The organism is Neisseria sp. P0022.S010 (assembly GCF_051956635.1).
In genome coordinates this window covers 1-20,027 of sequence record NZ_JBQCXF010000021.1, presented here as the reverse complement: position 1 = coordinate 20,027, position 20,027 = coordinate 1, and the positions used below count along the sequence as shown (strand labels likewise).

Annotated in this window: 22 protein-coding genes; 11 read left to right on the top strand and 11 right to left on the bottom strand. The window is 50.3% G+C overall.

The features are described 5' to 3' along the window. Positions 1–56: 56 nt before the first annotated feature. A complete protein-coding gene (locus ACTHUT_RS04295; RefSeq protein ID WP_440386468.1) occupies positions 57–413 on the bottom strand; it encodes a hypothetical protein in 357 nt (118 codons plus the stop codon). 109 nt (positions 414–522) lie between these two features. Further along, positions 523–858: a hypothetical protein gene (locus tag ACTHUT_RS04290; RefSeq protein ID WP_063076601.1), complete on the bottom strand. Its 336-nt coding sequence runs from the start codon at positions 856–858 to the stop codon at positions 523–525. Positions 859–1,147: 289 nt separating this feature from the next. Here ACTHUT_RS04290 and ACTHUT_RS04285 point away from each other — a divergent pair, with 289 nt between their 5' ends. The 4 genes from ACTHUT_RS04285 to ACTHUT_RS04270 all read left to right on the top strand — a co-directional run bounded on the left by ACTHUT_RS04285 (position 1,148) and on the right by ACTHUT_RS04270 (position 5,623). Beyond that, positions 1,148–1,642: a restriction endonuclease gene (locus ACTHUT_RS04285; protein WP_440386467.1), complete on the top strand. Its 495-nt coding sequence runs from the start codon at positions 1,148–1,150 to the stop codon at positions 1,640–1,642. A gap of 21 nt (positions 1,643–1,663) precedes the next feature. Next, positions 1,664–2,527: a mechanosensitive ion channel family protein gene (locus ACTHUT_RS04280; protein WP_004520900.1), complete on the top strand. Its 864-nt coding sequence runs from the start codon at positions 1,664–1,666 to the stop codon at positions 2,525–2,527. Between the two features lie 71 nt (positions 2,528–2,598). Continuing rightward, on the top strand, positions 2,599–3,465 hold the full coding sequence (locus tag ACTHUT_RS04275; protein ID WP_440386465.1) for a hypothetical protein: 867 nt from the start codon (positions 2,599–2,601) through the stop codon (positions 3,463–3,465). Positions 3,466–3,586: 121 nt separating this feature from the next. Next, positions 3,587–5,623 carry a M3 family metallopeptidase gene (locus tag ACTHUT_RS04270; protein WP_440386464.1) on the top strand — a complete coding sequence of 679 codons (2,037 nt, stop codon included), beginning with the start codon at positions 3,587–3,589 and terminating at the stop codon, positions 5,621–5,623. A gap of 190 nt (positions 5,624–5,813) precedes the next feature. On the opposite strand, the gene ACTHUT_RS04265 is transcribed toward ACTHUT_RS04270, so the two are convergent. Beyond that, positions 5,814–6,077, bottom strand: a complete 264-nt coding sequence (locus ACTHUT_RS04265; protein WP_070825840.1) for a hypothetical protein — start codon at positions 6,075–6,077, stop codon at positions 5,814–5,816. Between the two features lie 234 nt (positions 6,078–6,311). On the opposite strand from ACTHUT_RS04265, the gene ACTHUT_RS04260 reads away from it, so the two are divergent. Next, the gene (locus tag ACTHUT_RS04260; protein ID WP_440386463.1) at positions 6,312–6,731 is read left to right on the top strand and encodes a CopD family protein; all 420 of its coding nucleotides are present in this window, start codon (positions 6,312–6,314) and stop codon (positions 6,729–6,731) included. A gap of 38 nt (positions 6,732–6,769) precedes the next feature. Continuing rightward, positions 6,770–7,240 carry a CYTH domain-containing protein gene (locus ACTHUT_RS04255; RefSeq protein ID WP_440386462.1) on the top strand — a complete coding sequence of 157 codons (471 nt, stop codon included), beginning with the start codon at positions 6,770–6,772 and terminating at the stop codon, positions 7,238–7,240. A gap of 151 nt (positions 7,241–7,391) precedes the next feature. On the opposite strand, the gene ubiG is transcribed toward ACTHUT_RS04255, so the two are convergent. The 4 genes from ubiG to ACTHUT_RS04235 all read right to left on the bottom strand — a co-directional run bounded on the left by ubiG (position 7,392) and on the right by ACTHUT_RS04235 (position 10,417). Further along, positions 7,392–8,105 (bottom strand): bifunctional 2-polyprenyl-6-hydroxyphenol methylase/3-demethylubiquinol 3-O-methyltransferase UbiG, encoded by a 714-nt coding sequence (ubiG, locus tag ACTHUT_RS04250; RefSeq protein ID WP_049333599.1) that lies wholly within the window; start codon positions 8,103–8,105, stop codon positions 7,392–7,394. 163 nt (positions 8,106–8,268) lie between these two features. Beyond that, positions 8,269–8,802, bottom strand: coding sequence for a c-type cytochrome (locus tag ACTHUT_RS04245; protein WP_440386461.1), 534 nt, complete (start codon positions 8,800–8,802; stop codon positions 8,269–8,271). A 455-nt stretch (positions 8,803–9,257) separates the two neighbouring features. Beyond that, positions 9,258–9,530: a GIY-YIG nuclease family protein gene (locus tag ACTHUT_RS04240; RefSeq protein ID WP_049344305.1), complete on the bottom strand. Its 273-nt coding sequence runs from the start codon at positions 9,528–9,530 to the stop codon at positions 9,258–9,260. Beyond that, entirely contained in the window at positions 9,527–10,417 is an 891-nt protein-coding gene (locus ACTHUT_RS04235; RefSeq protein ID WP_440386459.1) for a LysR family transcriptional regulator, read from the bottom strand. Before ACTHUT_RS04235 ends, ACTHUT_RS04240 begins: the two co-directional genes overlap by 4 nt. A gap of 120 nt (positions 10,418–10,537) precedes the next feature. On the opposite strand from ACTHUT_RS04235, the gene ACTHUT_RS04230 reads away from it, so the two are divergent. Beyond that, positions 10,538–11,194: an NAD(P)-dependent oxidoreductase gene (locus ACTHUT_RS04230; RefSeq protein ID WP_440386458.1), complete on the top strand. Its 657-nt coding sequence runs from the start codon at positions 10,538–10,540 to the stop codon at positions 11,192–11,194. A gap of 261 nt (positions 11,195–11,455) precedes the next feature. On the opposite strand, the gene ACTHUT_RS04225 is transcribed toward ACTHUT_RS04230, so the two are convergent. Beyond that, positions 11,456–11,911 (bottom strand): PH domain-containing protein, encoded by a 456-nt coding sequence (locus ACTHUT_RS04225; protein WP_254343537.1) that lies wholly within the window; start codon positions 11,909–11,911, stop codon positions 11,456–11,458. Positions 11,912–12,013: 102 nt separating this feature from the next. On the opposite strand from ACTHUT_RS04225, the gene ACTHUT_RS04220 reads away from it, so the two are divergent. The 4 genes from ACTHUT_RS04220 (at position 12,014) to ACTHUT_RS04205 (ending at position 17,400) form a co-directional block, all read left to right on the top strand. Continuing rightward, complete coding sequence (locus ACTHUT_RS04220; RefSeq protein ID WP_049344313.1) at positions 12,014–12,244, top strand: helix-turn-helix domain-containing protein; 231 nt, start codon at positions 12,014–12,016, stop codon at positions 12,242–12,244. A 125-nt stretch (positions 12,245–12,369) separates the two neighbouring features. Further along, complete coding sequence (mnmE, locus tag ACTHUT_RS04215) at positions 12,370–13,734, top strand: tRNA uridine-5-carboxymethylaminomethyl(34) synthesis GTPase MnmE (RefSeq protein WP_254343536.1); 1,365 nt, start codon at positions 12,370–12,372, stop codon at positions 13,732–13,734. 1,030 nt (positions 13,735–14,764) lie between these two features. Then, entirely contained in the window at positions 14,765–16,567 is a 1,803-nt protein-coding gene (gene rmuC, locus ACTHUT_RS04210; RefSeq protein WP_440386457.1) for a DNA recombination protein RmuC, read from the top strand. Positions 16,568–16,605: 38 nt separating this feature from the next. Then, entirely contained in the window at positions 16,606–17,400 is a 795-nt protein-coding gene (locus ACTHUT_RS04205; protein ID WP_440386456.1) for a glycosyltransferase family 8 protein, read from the top strand. A 196-nt stretch (positions 17,401–17,596) separates the two neighbouring features. On the opposite strand, the gene dapD is transcribed toward ACTHUT_RS04205, so the two are convergent. The 3 genes from dapD to fur all read right to left on the bottom strand — a co-directional run bounded on the left by dapD (position 17,597) and on the right by fur (position 20,001). Beyond that, the gene (gene dapD / locus ACTHUT_RS04200; protein ID WP_004520923.1) at positions 17,597–18,418 is read right to left on the bottom strand and encodes a 2,3,4,5-tetrahydropyridine-2,6-dicarboxylate N-succinyltransferase; all 822 of its coding nucleotides are present in this window, start codon (positions 18,416–18,418) and stop codon (positions 17,597–17,599) included. Between the two features lie 264 nt (positions 18,419–18,682). Beyond that, on the bottom strand, positions 18,683–19,426 hold the full coding sequence (gene aat, locus ACTHUT_RS04195; protein WP_440386455.1) for a leucyl/phenylalanyl-tRNA--protein transferase: 744 nt from the start codon (positions 19,424–19,426) through the stop codon (positions 18,683–18,685). A 77-nt stretch (positions 19,427–19,503) separates the two neighbouring features. Further along, on the bottom strand, positions 19,504–20,001 hold the full coding sequence (gene fur / locus ACTHUT_RS04190; protein WP_079453813.1) for a ferric iron uptake transcriptional regulator: 498 nt from the start codon (positions 19,999–20,001) through the stop codon (positions 19,504–19,506). Between the last annotated feature and the right edge of the window lie 26 nt (positions 20,002–20,027).

Sequence of the window (20,027 nt, the reverse complement as noted above, 5' to 3'; positions counted from 1 at the left end):
ATAAAACTTACCCCTTCTCAGACGGCCTTATTGAATAGAGCAATTATCTGAAAAGTTTACTGCAAAAAGCCTTTGACTAATAAGGAAAGATAGCCCACAACAAAGGGGAACGACAATGCCGAAACAATGCCAAGCACCCAGTAAATACATTGGTTCAGTACAGTTTTTGAGGCGGTAAGCCGCAACAGTTTGAAATACAGAGAGAACCAAGTGGATGATAAGACAATAATCAGCAAAAAGCTGACTAGGGAGAAGGAACCGGAGAAAGCGTATCCCAGCATTGTCCCTATCGCGGCATAAAGCATGCCTGCGCCTAGCGCCCATTTCCAGATGGGATAAAGCCTACCGGGGAAATTCAGTGTTCCGGAGGCTTGGAGCCTGCCGAATACCAATACAAATATGATGTCAAACATGATAATGGCTGTTTTAGTGTAGGGTACGACAATATATATGAAAAGGGGGTGAAAATACACCCCCTTTCCCTACAGATGCCCCATATCAGAGGCCGTCTGAAAAACAGTTTTATTTAACGATTTCAACCGGACCGTGGTCGTCGCAGTGGTCGCCGTGTTGGTGATGCAGGCGGCCGTTGACGATGTAGTCGACGTGATCACCGTGCGGTACGGCTTCGTGGCCGCAACCTTCGCCGTGAACGTGGCCGTGGCAGGTGTCAACCGGATGGCAGCCGTCAGGGTTGGTTTCATTGACGCTCAGGGCGTGCTCGTCGTAGTGGCCGTTGTGTTCATGGTGCAGGTGGCCGTCGTGCAGATAATCGACGTGGTCTTCGTGTTTGATGGCAGTGTGGCCGCAGTTTGCGCCGTGAACGTGGTCATGATGTTCGTGGGTTTTACAGGTCATTTTTTCTCTCCTAATGTTCAGTGAATAGCAATCTTTCGCGATTGATTATTCCATCTTATCTTTTTTTGATGCAACCGTAAAAAATTTTACAGTTATTAATATATTGTTACGATATATCATCTATTGATATATCAGCCTATTTTGTTTTTCAGACGGCCTTTTATTTATCATTCATTTATTTTCAGCGGGTAATTTAACCCTTTCCGCCTATGTTGAATATCGAATTTTTCAGCCGTAACGGGTAATATTGAAACCAAGGGATGAATCCTTCAAACAAACAGGTACTGCAATGGGAAAACAAGCCAGACTTTATATGGTTCGCAGCACGCAAGGTGCGCTTTATGATGTATTTTTTGAACGCGGTGTGGCGGCGTTGGCCTGGCCTATGCTGGCCGAAGCGGCGGCCAAGGGTTTTGGCCGTGAGGAGCTGACGGATATTTACCGTTCGGCCGTGCCGGATGTGAAGTTGAGAACGGCGCAATCGGGTGTGGCTCAGATGTGGCGGTTTGTCAACGAGTTGGCCGATGGAGATGCCGTACTGACCTACTCGCCTGCCCTGCGCCGTTATCGGGTCGGCAGGATTACGGGCGGCGCGGTGCATTGTCCGCAATGGGACGATGAAAAAATGTCGCTGGTGCGGCCGGTTGAGTGGCTGGGCGAAGTGTGCCGCGACGATTTGAGCGCGGCGGCGCAACGGGCTTTGGGCAGCGTGGCGACTTTGTTTGCGGTATCGGAAGCGTGTGCGGCAGAAATTTTTGAACGCGTGGGTTTTCAGACGGCCTAAGAAAGGAAAGGAAACAGGATTATGTGGAACACCATGCATGAATGGCTGAACGCTTTGCCTGTCAGTGAGGAAATCATCAAATCGGCATTGATGTCGGTATTGATGATTGTGGCCGTCATTGCCGGGCGCAGCATTTTGCTCTCGGCGCATTTTCGCAGCCATCCGGATTTGAGCATTGAAAACAAACGCCGCTCGCTGGTGTTCAGCCGCAACGTGACCATGTTGCTGATCCTGCTCGGGCTGGCGATGATTTGGGCGGCGCAGATTCAAACTTTGGCCTTGTCGATGTTTGCAGTGGCCGCGGCGATTGTGGTGGCGACCAAAGAGCTGATTATGTGTTTGTCCGGCAGCATCCTGCGCTCGGTAACCAAACAATACTCCATCGGCGACTACATCGAAATCAACGGCCTGCGCGGACGGGTGGTCGATATCAATATGCTGAACACGCTGATGATGCAAATCGGCCCTAATCCGTTGATCGGCCAGCTTTCCGGCAAAACGCTCTCGTTTCCCAACAGCCTGCTTTTGAGCCATACCGTGCGCCGCGACAATATTTTGGGCAATTATGTGATTCATACGGTAGAAATCCCCGTGCCGATTCATTTGGATTCGGACGAAATCATAGGCCGTCTGAAAGCCGTGCTTGAGCCGTTGTGCGCGGCCTATGTTCCCGTTATCCAACAATATTTGGAAAACGTTCAAGCGCAAAAACTCTTTATTACCCCCGCCGCCCAGCCGCGCGTGTCCCGCGTGCCGCATGATGACAAGGTGTACCACATCATCGTACGCTTCGCCTCCCCCGTTTCCAAACGGCTGGAAATACAACAGGCCGTCTTAGACGAATTTTTGCGCACGCAATACCGACTGATCAACCAAACAAAATAGTACGGTGTGTTTATTGATACGATCAAATCCCTTACAATAATGAAGTTCACAATCAACAATAAGGAAAAGTCATGTTGCCCGAATCAGCCCTTGCCGAAATGTACCCCGTCATTATGACCCCCAGCCATGACGGCAAATATTTCCACAACTACACCCTCTCGCTTCTGAACATCGTCCACACCAACGCCTCCCTCGGCCTGCCGCTGCAAGTAATGATGCAGCGCGGCGAAAGCCTGATTACGCGCGCGCGCAACAACTGCGTGGCCAAATTTTTGGAAAACAAAGAATGGACGCATTTATTCTGGATTGACTCCGACATCGGCTTCTCTCCCGATTCATTCTACCGCCTGCTCTTGGCCGATAAAGACGTTGTGGCCGGCGTTTATCCGCTCAAACGCGAAAACTGGCCCCAAGCAGGCCTTCCTGCCGGCATGACCCAAGCCGATTTCGAACGTATGTACACTTCTTACACCGTCAACACCAACGACAAAAATGAAAACGGCGAAATCGTCCTGAGAGTCGATGAAGAAGGCTTTATGAAGGTTCATGACGCACCAACCGGCTTCATGGTTATCAAGCGCAGCGTATTTGAAAAAATGATAGAGGCTTATCCCGAGTTGAACTACGTCTCCGACAGCGACTACAGCCCGGAAAACAAAGGCCTGCACTACCGCTTCTTCGACTGCATGGTCGATCCCGAAAGCAAACGCTACCTGTCCGAAGACTACACCTTCTGCCACCTCTGGCGACAAATCGGCGGCGAAGTGTACGTCGACGTACAATCCAACCTGACCCACCAAGGTGCAAAAGTGTATCACGGCTCGTTTGCCGAATCCTTGCAAACCAATGTTGCCAATGCGGTTTACGCCCCCGAAGGCACCACCATGCGCCTCGAACTGGCCGCCCCGTTGCACGCCAATCCGCGCGGTCCGGAATAAGGTTGACCGACCGGCAGGCAAAACACTTTAATTCTGCCTGTCTGCCACCATATAACGCCTATCGTTTTCTTTTCAGACGGCCCCAAGGCCGTCTGAAACCATCTTATTCAGGAGAAACCATATGAGCGACAACGTCCTGCTCCACTTGGGCGAAGAACCCCGTTTCGACCAAATCAAAACCGAAGACATCAAACCCGCCCTGCAAACCGCCATTACCGAAGCGCGCGAACAAATCGCCGCCATCAAAGCGCAAACGCACACCGACTGGGCCAACACTGTCGAAAAACTGACCGACATTACCGAACGCGTCGGTCGCATTTGGAGCGTGGTTTCCCATCTCAACTCCGTCGTCGATACGCCCGAATTGCGTGCCGTATACAACGAATTGATGCCTGAAATCACCATCTTCTTCACCGAAATCGGTCAAGACATCGAGTTGTACAACCGCTTCAAAATCATCAAAAACTCTGCCGAATTCGACACCCTTTCCCCGGCGCAGCAAACCAAGCTCAACCACGACTTGCGCGATTTCGTCCTCAGCGGTGCCGAATTACCGCCCGAACAGCAGGCAGAACTGGCGCAACTGCAAACCGAAGGCGCGCAACTGGGTGCCAAATTCGCACAAAACATCCAAGACGCAACCGACGCTTTCGGCATTTACTTTGACGATGCAGCACCGCTTGCCGGCATTCCCGAAGACTCCATCGCCATGTTTGCCGCCGCCGCGCAAAGCGAAGGCAAAACAGGCTACAAAATCGGCCTGCAAATTCCGCACTACCTCGCCGTCATCCAATACGCCGACAACCGCGAACTGCGCGAACAAATCTACCGCGCCTACGTTACCCGCGCCAGCGAATTGTCTGACGACGGCAAATTCGACAATACGGCCAACATCGACCGCACCCTCGAAAACGCATTGAAAACCGCCAAACTGCTCGGTTTCAAAAACTACGCCGAGCTGTCGCTGGCAACCAAAATGGCCGACACGCCCGAACAGGTTCTGAACTTCCTGCACGACCTCGCCCGCCGCGCCAAACCGTTTGCCGAAAAGGACTTTGCCGAAATCAAGGCCTTTGCGCGCGAAAACCTGAATATCGAAGACCCGCAATCGTGGGATTTGAGCTACGCCGCCGAAAAACTGCGCCAAGCCAAATACGCCTTCAGCGAAGCCGAAGTGAAAAAATACTTCCCTATCAGCAAAGTCTTGGCAGGCCTGTTTGCCCAAATCAAAAAACTCTACGGCATCGAGCTGGCTGAAAAAACCGTCCCCGTTTGGCACAAAGACGTGCGCTATTTCGAGCTGAAACAAGACGGCCAAACCATCGGCGGCGTTTACATGGACTTGTACGCACGCGAAGGCAAACGCGGCGGCGCATGGATGGACGGCTACAAAAGCCGCCGCCGTTTCGCCGACGGTACGCTGCAACTGCCGACTGCCTACCTCGTCTGCAACTTCACCCCGCCGGTCGGCGATAAAGAAGCGCGTTTGAGCCACGATGAAATCATCACCCTCTTCCACGAAACCGGCCACGGCCTGCACCACTTGTTGACCCAAGTTGACGAAGTGGGCGTATCCGGCATCAACGGCGTCGAATGGGACGCAGTCGAGCTGCCCAGCCAATTTATGGAAAACTTTGTTTGGGAATACGACGTATTGGCGCAAATGTCCTCGCACGAAGAAACCGGCGCGGTATTGCCGAAAGAGCTGTTCGACAAAATGCACGCGGCTAAAAACTTCCAACGCGGTATGTTCCTCGTCCGCCAAATGGAATTTGCCCTCTTCGACATGGAAATCTACCATCAGGAAGATGAAGGCCGTCTGAAAGAATGGCCGCAAATCTTGGACAAAGTGCGTCAAGAAGTCGCCGTAACCCAACCGCCGGCATACAACCGCTTTGCCTTGAGCTTCAGCCACATCTTCGCCGGCGGCTACGCCGCAGGCTATTACAGCTACGCATGGGCGGAAGTTTTGAGCGCAGACGCTTACGCGGCATTTGAAGAAAGCGACGACGTGGCCGAAACCGGCCGCCGCTTCTGGAAAGAAGTGCTGGCCGTCGGCGGTTCGCGCAGCGCAGCCGAATCCTTCAAAGCCTTCCGCGGCCGCGAACCAAGCCTGGATGCCCTGCTCCGCCACAGCGGTTTCGACAACGCAGCTTGATTTGAAAATCCACCGTTTTAAACAGAACGGTTGCTGATTCAAAGTTAAAGGCCGTCTGAAATGTTTCAGACGGCCTTTCGGTTGGCACAATTAATGAGGAACAATAAATACGTCCAATCTCTAACAATTTTTTCGGGAGAAACTGAAGCACGTATTTCAAACCCCAATCTCCCCATGCCCATCGCTCAAATCAATTTTTGCCCTTTTTATCGCCGGCGGCCAAACGCATATTGATAAACTCCATCATCAAATCTTTTTTCGTCCAGAAAAAGGTTTTCATTTTTTCCAAAGAATAGATTTTCCGAATCATCGCCGGCAATCCTGCGTGAACGATGGCCGCGACTTCGCCATTGGTTGTTTCATTGTCCATGGCGGCTTTGAGGTTTAGATTGTGCGTATTCAGGTAGTCGCAAAGCGCTTTTCTGACGCTGCTGCTGATTTCAAATTGTTTCATGTTTTCCGTCCATAATGCTTTTATAGTTAAATAGCATAGGATTCTAGCAAGTTTTTTGCATTGTGCATATCTCAATGTGCATATTATTGCGGAATTTACAATTTGGCTTTTGAGTAAAATCATGCCTGCAACACATTGTTGCGGCGCACCCTGTCGGATTGTTTTGACTATTTTGTTTCGGCTTTGGCCGCATTGCGGATAAAATAACGGTTTTAGGTGTTGAGGCCGTCTGAAATGTATTTGTGGTTTAAGCTGTTGCACATATTTTTTGTGATTTCTTGGTTTGCAGGACTGTTTTATCTGCCGCGGATTTATGTGAATCTGGCGCAATTGGAACCCGGCAGCGCGGAATATGTACGGCTGACGGATATGTCGCGGCGGCTGTACCGCTTTATGTCGCCTTTGGGCTGGGGAACGCTGATATTCGGCGCGGCCATCGGCTTTGTCAACAATTGGTGGGGCAACGGCTGGCTGGCGGTTAAATTATTGTGCGGCCTGCTGCTCTTGGCCTACCAGCTTTATTGCGGCCTGTTGCTGCGCCGTTTTCAAAACGGCAGCAATGTGTATTCGCACCACTGGTATCGGGTATTCAACGAACTCCCCGTTTTGATGATGGTGGCCGCGCTTTATATGGTGGTTTTCAAGCCGTTTTAATCTTCAGACGGCCTGTTTGGTAAATAAGGAAAGAATTCATGACGGTCGAAATCGAACGCCGCTTTTTGCTGGCGGATGACAGTTGGCGCAAAGCGGCAGGTGAGCCGCTGATATTGCAACAGGGCTATTTGAGCGTGGAAAAAGAGCGCACCATCCGTGTGCGGATTATCGGTTCGCAAGCCTGGCTGACCCTGAAAGGCTATATTTCCGACATGACGCGCAGCGAATTTGAATACGAAATTCCGTTGGCTCATGCGCAGGCGATGATGGCGGATATGTGCCCGTTTAAAATGGAAAAATACCGCTATCGTGTCGAATTTGAAGGCTTTGTGTATGAAATCGACGAATATTTCGGCGACAATGCGCCCTTGATTGTGGCAGAAATCGAATTGCCGTCTGAAGATACCGAGTTTCCCAAACCTTCTTGGTTGGGCAAGGAAATCACGGCAGACGGGAAATTCACCAATGCGTATTTGAGCAAACATCCGTATTCGTCTTGGACGGAATAACGAGTACAACCCACATACAAAAAAGGCATGTATCGCACATGCCTTTTTTCTTTTCAGACGGCCTGATTTGCCTTACCGATATTTGCATCGAGCTACTTTCGACATACCGTTTCAAATATCGGGCAAGTCCGTGTGTTTTATCCGTTGAACCTTACGCCGGACGGCAGGCCACCATGTAGTTGACTTCGGTCGAGTCGCATAAGGAATAACGGCCGCTCAACAAATTGTAGGTCATGCCCTTGCTGCCGACGGTATCCAATCCGGCTTGGCGGCACATGCGCGCGAGTTCTGCCGGCGTGATGAATTTTTTCCAATCGTGCGTGCCTTTGGGGACGAATTTCAACAGATATTCCGCACCGACTATCAGATGCAGATAAGATTTGGGATTGCGGTTGATGGTGGAGAAAAACACCATGCCGTCTGGTTTGACCAGTTTCGCACAGGCTTGAACGATGGCGGCCGGATCGGGAACGTGTTCCATCATTTCCATACACGTTACCACATCAAAGCTGTGCGGCTGCTCGGCGGCGAGGTCTTCGACGCGGATGCAGCGGTAATCGATATTGGCAACGTGTTGAGCGGCCGCATGGGCAGCGGCGGTTTGCAGGGACTTTTCCGCCATATCGATGCCGGTAACGTGTTCTGCGCCGCGTTTGGCCATGCTTTCGGACAAAATACCGCCGCCGCAGCCTACATCCAACACACGTTTACCTGCCAATCCGGCATAGCCGTCGATATAGTCGAGGCGCAAGGGGTTGATGTCATGCAGGGGCTTGAATTCGCCGTTTTTATCCCACCATTTGTCGGCGATTTGGCTGAACTTGGCGATTTCGCCGGCATCTACGTTGTCGTGTTGATTGCTCATGGTTTGCTCCTGCATAAAATCATTCGCCTGATTTTAGCCGATTGCGCTTCAAAATAAAATGTTTCAGACGGCCTTTGCCCGTTTATCGGCCCTATTTCAACTTTCATCCGCCTGAACATAAAAAACGCACCTTGTGGCAAGGTGCGTTTTTTATGGGCATGATTTAGAATTTAGCGCCGGATTCGTTGGCCATGTAGTCAACTGCGGCTTTCACTTCGTCGTCGCTCAGGCTGCCGTTGCCGCCTTTGGCAGGCATGGAATTGAAGCCTTCGAGGGCGTGTTTGTGCAAGGTGTCTTTGCCTTGTTTAATGCGAGGCGCCCAGTCTTCTTTTTTGCCTACGGCAGGAGCGCCGGGAATCAAGCCGCCGTGGCATGCTTTACAGTTCGCTTCAAAAACAGCTTTGCCGTCCACTTTGGCGGATTCGGCAGGCTTGGCTTCAGCGGCAGGTGCTTCGGCTTTCTCTTCGGGCTTGGCGGCTTCTTCAGGTTTGGTGGCTTCCTCTGCTTTGCTGGCGGCGGCTTCAACCTTATCGGCAGCTTCTTGAGCGGCAGATGCAGTCGCATCGGCAGCAGAAGCGGCTTCGGTTTTCACTTCAGATGCAACGGCTTGAGCAGTCTCTTGTGTCTCCTGTTTAGCCTCTTGGGAACAAGCTGTCAAACCAGCCATCATCATTACGGCAATCAGTAATTTGTTCATGTTCTGTCTTTCCTTAATTTTATTTAAATCACTGTTTTATATAAACAGCTCAAAAATTCTAACACAGAAACTAATACTTTCGACCTACACTATAATAAATATTGGCATAAATCAGATTTTGTCTCAAAAACTGAAAAACATATTGACACCACCTCTCTACTCGGATAGAAATTCACCTCATTTGTCATGAAGCGCGATAACTTTCATTTTATTGTTCAAGCAGTTACTCATCTTATTTTCAAAGTTTCTTTTAGAATTCAACTTTTTACCGACTTCTCCATGAATAGCGTCAACCTGAAAGCCATCCCCATCCCAAACAGGCCGTCTGAACCCCAATCAGGTTTCAGACGGCCTGTTTGAATCATGTTAATAAATGGCCATGCAAAAGACACCGGCAGGCTTACTTGTTTATAGAGTTTTTCATATCCCGACTACAATTTAATTCAGTCCCGCCATTAGTCTTTTGCCAATGTTTCAGCTTCAGCCCACAATCCCCGCTTCTGCTCCGCCGTCAATTTCTTAATGCCGATTTCCTGTTTCAGTGCTTCACTCTTGTTCAGGCCGTCTGAAACGATGCGCATCTCGACAGGCTTGTTCAACCGCGTGTATTTCGCGCCTTTTCCTGACAAGTGCGCCGCAAATCGCTCTTGCGGACGGTTGCTGATGCCGCAATAAAACGCGCCGTTTTCGCACAAAATCAGGTAAACGCTCCAATTTTCCGCGTTCATAAATCCCCTTCCTTGGCAAAACTCTCGGTAAAAATGCGCACGGCAGCCTCGGTTTTGGCAGACTGCACACGATAAGGTGTTACCAAATAAAGGCTGACCGGTGGTAATGTCCATTCAGGCAAAACCGCTTTCAGACGGCCTTGTGCAATTTTCTCCCTCACTTCGCCGTCCACTAGCAAAGACAAACCAAATCCACTTTCGGTCAGATTGCACACGGCGGCAAGATGCGTGCAGGCAATGCTGTCGGCGATGTCGAGGAAATAGCTTTCTTCACCGTTTTGCAAGGTAGTGCGGACAGGTAAAAAATGCAGCCAGCGGTGCGTATGAAGCTGAGAGGGATGGGTAATGGGCGGATGCCGGTCGAGATAATCGGGCGCGGCGCAAATCATGTACGGCCACGTCACGAGATGGCGCGCAACCAAGTTGGGATCGTCCAAAGCACGGTCGCCACCGCGTATAGCGATGTCGGTCTGATTGTGTTGCAGGTCGTCCAAAGTATCGCTGAAATTAAGGACAGGACGGATTTTTGGGAACTCGGTTTGCAATCTTGCAAACGCCGTCTGAAAAGCGCGGGAACCGATGACGCAGGAAGTCAGGGAAATGCGCAATTTGCCGACGGGTTCGGTCTTCAGATTGTCGATAACGGTACGCGTATCGGCAAGGGTGGCGGCTAGGCGGCGGCAGTATTCGCCCAAGGCGCGGCCGGCATCGGTAGGCGCAAGGCTGCGGGTGCTGCGGTTTAACAGCTTGATGCCGTGCAGGGTTTCGAGGCGGTTGATGTGCTGGCTGACGGCAGACGGCGTCATGCCCAACGCGGCCGCAGCGGCGTTCATGCTGCCGTGTTCAAGGATGGTAGCGAAAACAAGCAGGGGTTTGATGTCTTGCATTTAGAAATAATTGTTTAGTTTAACTTCACAATAATAACAGTAAATCAGGGATTATCAAGCGTTTCAGACGGCCTTACAATGCACTTATCTAATCAATCACATCCCCACAAGGAGTTAAATATGAAAATCGCAGTTATCGGTGCAACAGGTTATGTCGGCAACGCAGTCGTTCAAGAATTAGCAGGCCGCGGTCATAAAGTAACCGCTTTCGCCCGCAACACAGACAAAGTGTTCCAAGCGCAAAATGTTGCCGCCGTCTCCGCAGATGTCAACGCGGCGGACTTCGCCGACAAGCTGGCAGGCTTTGACGCCGTGGTCAGCGCGTTCAACCCGGGATGGACCAATCCCAACATCGGCGCGGATTTTACACGCGGCGCAAACAGCATCGTCGAAGCGGCAAAAGCAGCGCAAGTGCCGTATCTCTTGATTGTCGGCGGCGCGGGCAGCCTGTATGTCGCGCCCGGTTTGCAAGTTATCGATACGCCCGATTTCCCCAAAGCCATTTACGACGGCGCCAATGCCGCACGCCATCTCTTGGCAGAACTCCTGCCGCGCCGCGACGTGAACTGGTCTTTCGTTTCCCCTCCTGCACGACTGGGTGCGGACGGCGGCTTCAGCGAAGACAAAACCGGCAAATACCGCTTGGGCAAAGACGATTTGCTGATGGATGGTGAAATTCCGGCAGGCATCAGCGTGGCTGATTTGGCAGTCGCCATCGCCGACGATGTGGAAAACAAAGCGCATTTGTTTGAACGCTTTACCGTTGCCGCCGCTTAACCGCCTCCATTTAAAGGCCGTCTGAAACCCAAAGTTTCAGACGGCCTTTTCATATTCGGATCGATAGGAAAAAATATTTTATTACAATTTTGCTATAGCAAACATAACTAACTTTCGATATTTCAAGGCTTCCAACCTCGTCAGTCCCACCTGCGCGGAAATGACGGCAATAGGTAAGTTGCGTATCGAAAATAAAGTAATTTGGCTATATCAAACCAAAAACACCGTTTCCATCCGCCCCAAACGACAGGTGGTTTTAATTCAATTTGATTTTCGAGCCCCACCAATTTCGTTATCTATAAAATCATTGAATTGTTGACGGAACTCCATTGGTCGGGCGATATAAGGAATCGGAGCATGACTGCCGCCCATCCCCCTGATCACTATGGAGCCATAATTGAAAATCCTGCCCCAAAAACCTTGGATTACAGAAAGACTTTCAGCGCGATCGATATTTAATTCAATTGTTTGCCGACGGATAAAGCCAGCTTTGGCGATCAGTCTTTTATTGGTCAATGCAAGCTCCGTTGTCATAACATTCAGCACAGCCACAATAATAAACAATATGCCGATTATTCCAATAATTGGAATCTCTCTTATCAACAGCGCAAACAATGCACCAAATACCAATCGTCCGAATTGGGACAGCCACGATACTTGTGCTTTATAAACAATACGTTCATTCTGCCCTAAAGAGCTTTCAATATAACTTGCCATTTGACGTTCTCCACATTAGGTATTTTCCAAAAATACGGATTATAATCCGTGGATAAATAAGCGTCAAAATTGGATATTTTGAGATTTGTGAAGACAAATCTCATGAGTAAAATCAGTGTATTGATAGGTATAAAAATCCGAGAAATCCGCAAACAGTCCAATATCAACCAAGAAAGCTTAGCCTTACTTGCCGATATAGACAGAAGCTATATGGGTAGAATAGAAAGGGGGGAGGTCAACATAACGGTTGATAAACTATATCAACTGTCTTCTGCTTTAAACTGTTCCGTACACGACTTACTGCCGGATGATTTGGAAATTAAAAATACTTGAACCGTTCAAGTAGTACGCCCACATTGCCAATCTGCTAAAAAGATCGTCTGAAACCCCAAAACCCAAAGTTTCAGACGGCCTTTTGCTATAATACGCCCATTAAATTTACCTATACGCGAGTTCTCATGTCCGCATCCCAACCCACCATCGCCGCCATCGCTACCGCACCCGGACGCGGCGGCGTCGGCGTGATCCGTCTTTCCGGCAAAAACCTGCTGCCTTTGGCGCAAACCCTCAGCGGCGGCAAAACGCCCAAACCGCGCACCGCGCTTTACACCGACTTTCTCGGCGGCGACGGACAGCCGATAGACAACGGCATCCTGCTCTACTTCTCCGCCCCCGCCAGCTTTACCGGCGAAGACGTGATTGAATTGCAGGGACACGGCGGCCCTGTGGTGATGGATATGCTGCTCTCGCGCTGCCTCGAACTGGGTGCGCGCATGGCGGAACCGGGCGAATTTACCAAACGTGCCTTCCTCAACAACAAACTCGACCTTGCCCAAGCCGAAAGCGTCGCCGACCTCATCGACGCCTCCAGCAAGTCCGCCGCACGCATGGCGTTGCGTTCGCTCAAAGGCGCGTTTTCCCAACACATCCACGAGCTGGTGGACGACCTTATTACCTTGCGGATGTTGGTCGAAGCTACGCTGGACTTCCCCGAAGAAGACATCGACTTTCTCGAAGCCGCCGACGCGCGCGGCAAGCTCCAAGCCCTGCAAGGCCGTCTGAAAACCGTGCTCGCCAGCGCGGAACAAGGCGCGATTTTGCGCGAAGGCATGAACGTCGTCCTCGTCGGCGCGCCCAACGTCGGCAAATCCAGCCTGCTCAACGCCTTGGCGGGCGACGACATCGCCATCGTAACCGACATCGCCGGCACCACCCGCGACACCGTGCGCGAACAAATCACCCTCGACGGCGTGCCCGTCCACATCATCGACACCGCCGGCTTACGCGAAACCGACGACGTGGTCGAACAAATCGGCATCGAGCGCAGCCGCAAAGCCGTTTCCGAAGCCGATGTCGCCCTGATTCTGATTGACCCGCGCGAAGGCGTGAACGCCAAAACCCAAGCTATTTTGAACAGCCTGCCCGAAGGTTTGAAAAAAATCGAAATCCACAATAAAGCCGACCTGACCGGCGAACCCGTTGCCGTCCGTTCAGACGGCCTCGCGCAAACCGGCGCGGACACCGTCATCAGCCTGTCCGCCAAAACCGGCGCGGGTCTCGACTTGCTCAAACACGCGCTGTTGCAGGAAGTCGGCTGGCAGGGCGAAAGCGAAAGCCTGTTCCTCGCCCGCAGCCGCCACCTCAACGCCTTACACGAAGCCGAAGCCGAGCTGGAAAACGCCGCCCTCTGCAACAACAACCAAATCGAGCTTTTCGCCGAACACCTGCGCCTCGCCCAAAACGCCTGCAGCGAAATCACCGGCGAATTTACCGCCGACGATTTGCTGGGCGTGATTTTCTCGCGCTTCTGCATCGGCAAATAAAACGGTTTGCCATCAAATACAAAGACCGTCTGAATGTTCAGACGGCCTTTTTTATCACCAAAACAAGCTTAATTTCACTTGCGTTTATTTATTGGCAGCTTCTGCCATATTTTTTGCGATTTTGGTTGCGCCAACTGTCAAACCGGACATACCGATCAAAGAAGCCGCAGCCAATTTGATTAATGTTTTCATTTTAACTCTTTTCTGTGTATTTATTTGAGGAAGCGTTGTGTGTTTTTATTTGTCGGCATCAGCCATATTGTGGGCGATATTGGTTGCACCGACGGTCAGGCCGGACATGCCGATTAAAGAGGCTGCAGCCAGTTTGATTAAAGTTTTCATTGTTTGTCTCACTTTCTTGTCTGTCGGCCGAAAAACGGCCTAAGTTGCGTTTTCTAAGGTATTGTAATTGATTCGTTTATAATTGAATTATTTGTGTACAGCCGTTTCGATATTACGGGAGATGCCGATGGCAGAAGCCGATATTCCGGACATACCGATTAAAGAAGCGGCAGCAAGCGTTATTAAATTTCCCATTTTCATTAATCCTTTTTCATAGAAACAAAATGTTATTTAACAACATACACATTTTTTCATCGGCATCTGCGCTACCGACAGGGCGAATCATACCGTTTTAAATGTAAACTAATACAGATTAATCGTAAATATATAGCGCAAAAATCAAACATACCAATATTTTTTGTTAATTTATATTATTTTTTGAAAATGACACCGATGTCTTACCAAATGACACCGATGTCTTGATTACATACGCACTACAAACGTGTTTCATTCCCCCCATAAAATCCCACTTTTTTTGTTGCAAAATTGCACTCTAAATAGAATATATTTTAAAATTCAATATTTTATAAATTTATATTTTTTACAACAAAAATATTCAATTAGTCAAAACCAATACCTTTGATAGCTTCTTTTAAAGAAAACACACGTTTCTAGCGCATATCCGACCATAAAATGCGTTGCAAATATATGATATAGTGAAACATTCTGCGTATTGACTATTTCCAGCATGAACATCACCCTAATCCTGACCGGCGCGGCCGCATTTTTTATCGGCGCGCTGTTTGCTTGGCTGATAACACGCTACCAAGCCCAAAGCCGACACTTTACCGTTTTGCAAGAATTGGCCGAAGCCCGCCGCCTGCATGAGTTTGCCGAACAGGTGCAGGCTCAGACTGCGGCGGACTTGGCGCAAAGCCGTCATACCGTGCAGGAATTGCAAGACGAATTGCAGGAGACGGGCAACCGCTTTGCCGCGGCCGAAAAACAAATTGCCTATCTGCAAGATTGCGAGGCCGAAGCCGAAGCTTTAAAACACGAATGTGCAAAATGGCAGCAAAGTGCGCAAAACCTGCAAATCAACAATGAGCGCCTAAACACGCAACTGGTTCAAGAGCATGCCTTGAGTGCGGATAAAAATACGCTTTTGCAACAACAAGAAACGGAAAAAGGCCGTCTGAAACAAGACTACGACACGCTTTTGGAGCAAAACCATGCGCTGCAAGTCCAAAACGAGCGCCTCTCCACACAACTGACGCAAGAAAAAGCCAATATCGACGACAAAAACAGCCTTTTACAGCAACAGGAAGCCGAAAAAGGCCGTCTGAAACAAGAATACGCCGCCCTTTTGGAGCAAAACCACGCGCTTCAAGTCCAAAACGAGCGCCTCAATACCCAATCGGAAAAAGACCGTCAGGCCGCCGAAGAAAAATTGGCCCTGCTGGCAGATGCGCGTAAAAACCTGAGCGACCAGTTCCAAAACCTCGCCAACACTATTTTGGAAGAGAAAAGCCGCCGCTTTACCGAGCAAAACCACGACCATCTCCAACAACTGCTCAATCCGCTCAACGAACGCATACACGGCTTCAGCGAGCTGGTTCAGCAGACTTATGAAAAAGAAGCCAAAGAACGCCTGACCATCGAAAACGAGCTCAAACGCCTGCAAACCCTCAATACCCAGCTCCACCACGATGCCAAAGCGCTGACCACCGCGCTGACCGGCACGCAAAACAAAACTCAAGGCAACTGGGGCGAGATGATTTTGGAAAGCGTATTGGAAAATTCCGGCCTGCAAAAAGGCCGCGAATACATCGTTCAAGCTTCCAGCATCCGCCACGAAGCAGACGGCACCCAACGCCGTCTTCAGCCCGACGTCCTCATCAATCTGCCTGACAACAAACAAATCGTCATCGACTCCAAAGTATCGCTGACCGCCTATGTCCGCTATACGCAAAGTACCGGCGCAGAAGCAGAGCGCGAGCTTGCCAACCACGTCGCCAGCATCCGCGCCCACATCAAAAGCTTGGCAGCAAAAGATTACACCGACCTTGAAGGCGTCAAAACGCTGGACTTCGTCTTTATGTTCGTCCCTGTCGAACCGGCCTACCTCCTCGCCCTGCAACACGATCCGAACCTCTTCCAAGAATGTTTTGACAAACGCATCATGCTGACCGGCCCCAGCACCCTGCTCGCCACCCTGCGCACCGTTGCCAACATCTGGCGCAACGAGCAGCAAAACCAAAACGCGTTGGCGATTGCCGAGGCAGGCAGCAAACTTTATGACAAATTTGTCGGCTTTGTCGAAAGCATGGACGGCATCAATAAAGCGCTTGGTCAGGCACAATCCCAGTTTCAGACGGCCTACAGCCGCTTGGTTTCCGGCAGGGGCAACCTCATCAGCAGCACTGAAAAACTGCGCAAATTGGGCATCAAAGCCGGCAAACAGCTGCAACGCGATTTATTAAAAAAAGCCATGTTGGAAAACGAAGACCACGCCGCCTTACCGACCGCACAAGACCAAGAAAATGACTAATAAAATTTAAGGCATTGCAAATAAAGGGAATTTAACCAATGAGCAACATCACCATCGTCCTTGCCGCCGATACCGGCTATGCCGAGCAGGTTCATACACTGATGAAGTCCGTCTGTACCCACAACAAAAATGTCAATTTCTACCTCATGCACAATACCTTCAGGCGGGAATGGATCGACTATACCAACCAAAAGCTCGCAGCCAGCGGCAGCCGTCTGAATGATGTCAAAATCGAGATGGACTTCAGCCAATATCGCCGCCTACCCCATATTTCGGATGCCGCATTTTTCCGTCTGATGATGCAACATCTGCCTGTCGACCGCGCCCTGTATCTCGACAGCGATATGGTGGTTACCCAATCCCTACACGATTTGTTCAACCTCGATATGCACGGTTATCCCGTTGCGGCGGTACAAGACTCCTTTCTTGCCCGTACCGAATGGAATCACCCGACCGGCCTGCACACTACGCCCTATTTCAATTCCGGTATGTTGTTGGTCGACCTGGCGCAATGGCGGGAACACAATATCGCAGCGCAACTGCTGCAAACTGCTACCACCATTGATAAATCCGTTCCCTACGGCGACCAATGCTTTCTAAACACCGTATTTCAAAAAAATTGGCTGCAATTGGAAGAATCTTGGAATTTTCAAACAGGCGCAGTCCAATATTTCCAAAAACGAAATCTCGGCGAAATATTCCCCAAACCTGACACCGTCCCGCCCGTTATCCACTACACCACACGCGCCAAACCATGGTTGTGCGATTACGGCAAGATTCCTTTTGAAGAAATCTATTGGCAATACTATTGCGCCGACTGGCCGGAAGCGTAGTCCCAGACAGGGAATACCCTTCCCTTGCCTCAATTGACCTTAAAACAACCCATCATCAAAAACAAAAGGCCGTCTGAAATCGTTTCAGACGGCCTTTAAGCCATAAAAAAACAGGCAGAACATTCTGCCTGTTTTTTTGTTCAAAACTAACCATAGAGTGAGCATACCACCTTCAATCAGCGTTATCGTTATCCGATTAGATACCGCGCAACAATTCATTCACGCTGGTTTTCGCACGGGTTTGCGCGTCCACGCGTTTGACGATAACTGCGCAGTAGAGGCTGTGGCTGCCGTCTTTGGAAGGCATGCTGCCGGATACGACAACAGAGCCAGCCGGTACGCGGCCTTGATAGATTTCGCCGGTAGTACGGTCAAAGATTTTAGTGGATTGACCGATGAACACGCCCATAGAAATCACGCTGCCTTCTTCGACAATCACGCCTTCGACGATTTCAGAACGCGCACCGATGAAGCAGTTGTCTTCAATAATGGTCGGGCTGGCTTGCAGAGGCTCGAGTACGCCGCCGATGCCGACGCCGCCGCTCAAGTGCACGTTTTTACCGATTTGCGCGCAAGATCCGACAGTCGCCCAAGTATCGACCATCGCACCTTCGTCAACGTATGCGCCGATGTTGACATAAGAAGGCATCAACACGACATTTTTCGCCACAAAGCTGCCGCGGCGGGCAACCGCACCCGGAACTGCGCGGAAGCCTGCGCTGCGGAATTCGTCTTCCGACCAGTCGGCAAACTTGGTCGGCACTTTGTCGAAGTATTTGTTCACGCCGTCGTTGAGGATTTCATTGTCCTGAATGCGGAAAGACAGCAATACGGCTTTTTTCGCCCATTCGTTAACTTTCCATTCGCCCACGCCCAAACGCTCGGCAACGCGCAGTTTGCCAGAGTCGAGTTGATGAATGGTTTCCAAAACCGCTTCACGCACTTCTGGGGTAACGGTATTCGGATTGATTTCGGCACGGTTTTCAAAAGCCGTTTCAATGATGTTTTGCAAAGACATGTTGATTCCTTCAAGAGATCAGGGCCGTCTGAAATCTTTTCAGGCCACCCTATTACAAATATTTAACTCGTTATTTTGCCATGTAAAAGCGATTTCGTCAGCTATTAACATGATTAGCGCCGAGCGTTACACGGCCGGATTTCGGCTAAGCCAAGATTTTCAGACGGCCTGTTCAAGTGAATGGAATAGCATTTATTTTCTAACTAATTTTCCAGCTACGATATGCAAGCTGTCGATTCTGCCGACACACGCCGTGCCGATAAATCAATTATCGCCAATCTTTTGCAACAGATTTTCAGCCACCACACCGCATTCGATATTCCGCTTTAACGGTTTCGCGTTCCAATCCTTCAAGGCCGTCTGAAAGTCGGCAAAATCCATTAACTGCGAACCGAAACGGCGCATATGTTCGGTATCCTGCTGACAGTCTATCAGCGCAACGCCCAAATCCGCCAAAAACGGGACGGCGCAGGCAAATGCAATCTTGGACGCATCGGGACGCAAAGCAAACATCGACTCGCCATAAAACACGCAGCCGATTTGCACGCCGTAAAATCCGCCAGCCAACTGCATTTTGCCTTGCTCATCCGGCAGCCAACATTCAAACGAATGCGCATGCCCCTGATGATGCAGCTTCAAATAGGCCGTCTGAAACGCAGGCTCTATCCACGTTCCGTCCTGTTCCGGACGCGGCACATCGGCACAATGGGCAATCACTTTTTCAAAACAGCGGTTGACCGTTACCCGATACGGCTTGTGGCGCAAAGTTTTGGCGAGCGAACGGCCGATATGCAGGCTTTCCGGCACAATCACGGCTCGCGGAGCAACCGCATACCAGAAAAACCAACCGTCGCGGCTAAACCACGGAAAAATCCCCTGCCCATACGCCGACAACAGCCGCCCCGTATCCAAATCGCCGCTGACGCCGACCAAGCCGTCGCATTCTGCCAAAGCGTAAGACGGGTCGGGGAAACGATAATCCTGTGGCGCAAGTAAAGGAATCTTCATCGCAAAGCCCATAAAGTTTCAGACGGCCTCAAGCTGAAAATGCCCAAGGCCGTCTGAAAAATCAACATACCAACTGATTAACGTTTGGTTTTGGTTTGACAATCGCCGCATACGCCGTACATATACAGCGCGTGGTCGACGATGCGGTAACCGTTTTCTTCGGCGATTTTGTCTTGCAGCGCTTCGATTTCCGGATTGTGGAATTCGGTTACTTCACCGCATTTCACGCAGACGATGTGGTCGTGGTGGTCGCCTTTGTCCAATTCGTAAACCGCTTTGCCGGTTTCAAAATGGTGACGTTGCAAAATGCCGGCCTGTTCAAACTGGGTCAGCACACGGTAAATCGTCGCCACGCCGATTTCCACGCCCTCTTCCAACAGGATGCGGTATACATCTTCCGCACTCAAATGCTCCTCGGCATGAGTTTCAAACAAGTCCAAAATTTTCAAACGCGGACCTGTAACTTTCAAACCACTGTCTTTCAATTGCGCAATGTTGCTGAATTTTTCCATAATATTCAATATCCCTGTAAGGTAATAACCGTTATAATACGCACTTTCCGCCCGTTTGCCCACTATTGGGCCGTTAAAGGGCGGCAATC

Coding starts and splice junctions, on each gene's coding strand:
- ACTHUT_RS04225 (WP_254343537.1), bottom strand. CDS start 11,911: ATGGCAAGTTATATTGAAAGCTCTTTAGGGCAGAATGAACGTATTGTT.
- ACTHUT_RS04235 (WP_440386459.1), bottom strand. CDS start 10,417: ATGCAAGACATCAAACCCCTGCTTGTTTTCGCTACCATCCTTGAACAC.
- rmuC (WP_440386457.1), top strand. CDS start 14,765: ATGAACATCACCCTAATCCTGACCGGCGCGGCCGCATTTTTTATCGGC.
- ACTHUT_RS04275 (WP_440386465.1), top strand. CDS start 2,599: ATGTTGCCCGAATCAGCCCTTGCCGAAATGTACCCCGTCATTATGACC.
- ACTHUT_RS04295 (WP_440386468.1), bottom strand. CDS start 413: ATGTTTGACATCATATTTGTATTGGTATTCGGCAGGCTCCAAGCCTCC.
- ACTHUT_RS04205 (WP_440386456.1), top strand. CDS start 16,606: ATGAGCAACATCACCATCGTCCTTGCCGCCGATACCGGCTATGCCGAG.
- ACTHUT_RS04270 (WP_440386464.1), top strand. CDS start 3,587: ATGAGCGACAACGTCCTGCTCCACTTGGGCGAAGAACCCCGTTTCGAC.
- ACTHUT_RS04260 (WP_440386463.1), top strand. CDS start 6,312: ATGTATTTGTGGTTTAAGCTGTTGCACATATTTTTTGTGATTTCTTGG.
- mnmE (WP_254343536.1), top strand. CDS start 12,370: ATGTCCGCATCCCAACCCACCATCGCCGCCATCGCTACCGCACCCGGA.
- dapD (WP_004520923.1), bottom strand. CDS start 18,418: ATGTCTTTGCAAAACATCATTGAAACGGCTTTTGAAAACCGTGCCGAA.
- ACTHUT_RS04280 (WP_004520900.1), top strand. CDS start 1,664: ATGTGGAACACCATGCATGAATGGCTGAACGCTTTGCCTGTCAGTGAG.
- ACTHUT_RS04220 (WP_049344313.1), top strand. CDS start 12,014: ATGAGTAAAATCAGTGTATTGATAGGTATAAAAATCCGAGAAATCCGC.
- ACTHUT_RS04245 (WP_440386461.1), bottom strand. CDS start 8,802: ATGAACAAATTACTGATTGCCGTAATGATGATGGCTGGTTTGACAGCT.
- ACTHUT_RS04290 (WP_063076601.1), bottom strand. CDS start 858: ATGACCTGTAAAACCCACGAACATCATGACCACGTTCACGGCGCAAAC.
- ACTHUT_RS04240 (WP_049344305.1), bottom strand. CDS start 9,530: ATGAACGCGGAAAATTGGAGCGTTTACCTGATTTTGTGCGAAAACGGC.
- ACTHUT_RS04230 (WP_440386458.1), top strand. CDS start 10,538: ATGAAAATCGCAGTTATCGGTGCAACAGGTTATGTCGGCAACGCAGTC.
- aat (WP_440386455.1), bottom strand. CDS start 19,426: ATGAAGATTCCTTTACTTGCGCCACAGGATTATCGTTTCCCCGACCCG.
- ACTHUT_RS04265 (WP_070825840.1), bottom strand. CDS start 6,077: ATGAAACAATTTGAAATCAGCAGCAGCGTCAGAAAAGCGCTTTGCGAC.
- ubiG (WP_049333599.1), bottom strand. CDS start 8,105: ATGAGCAATCAACACGACAACGTAGATGCCGGCGAAATCGCCAAGTTC.
- ACTHUT_RS04255 (WP_440386462.1), top strand. CDS start 6,770: ATGACGGTCGAAATCGAACGCCGCTTTTTGCTGGCGGATGACAGTTGG.
- ACTHUT_RS04285 (WP_440386467.1), top strand. CDS start 1,148: ATGGGAAAACAAGCCAGACTTTATATGGTTCGCAGCACGCAAGGTGCG.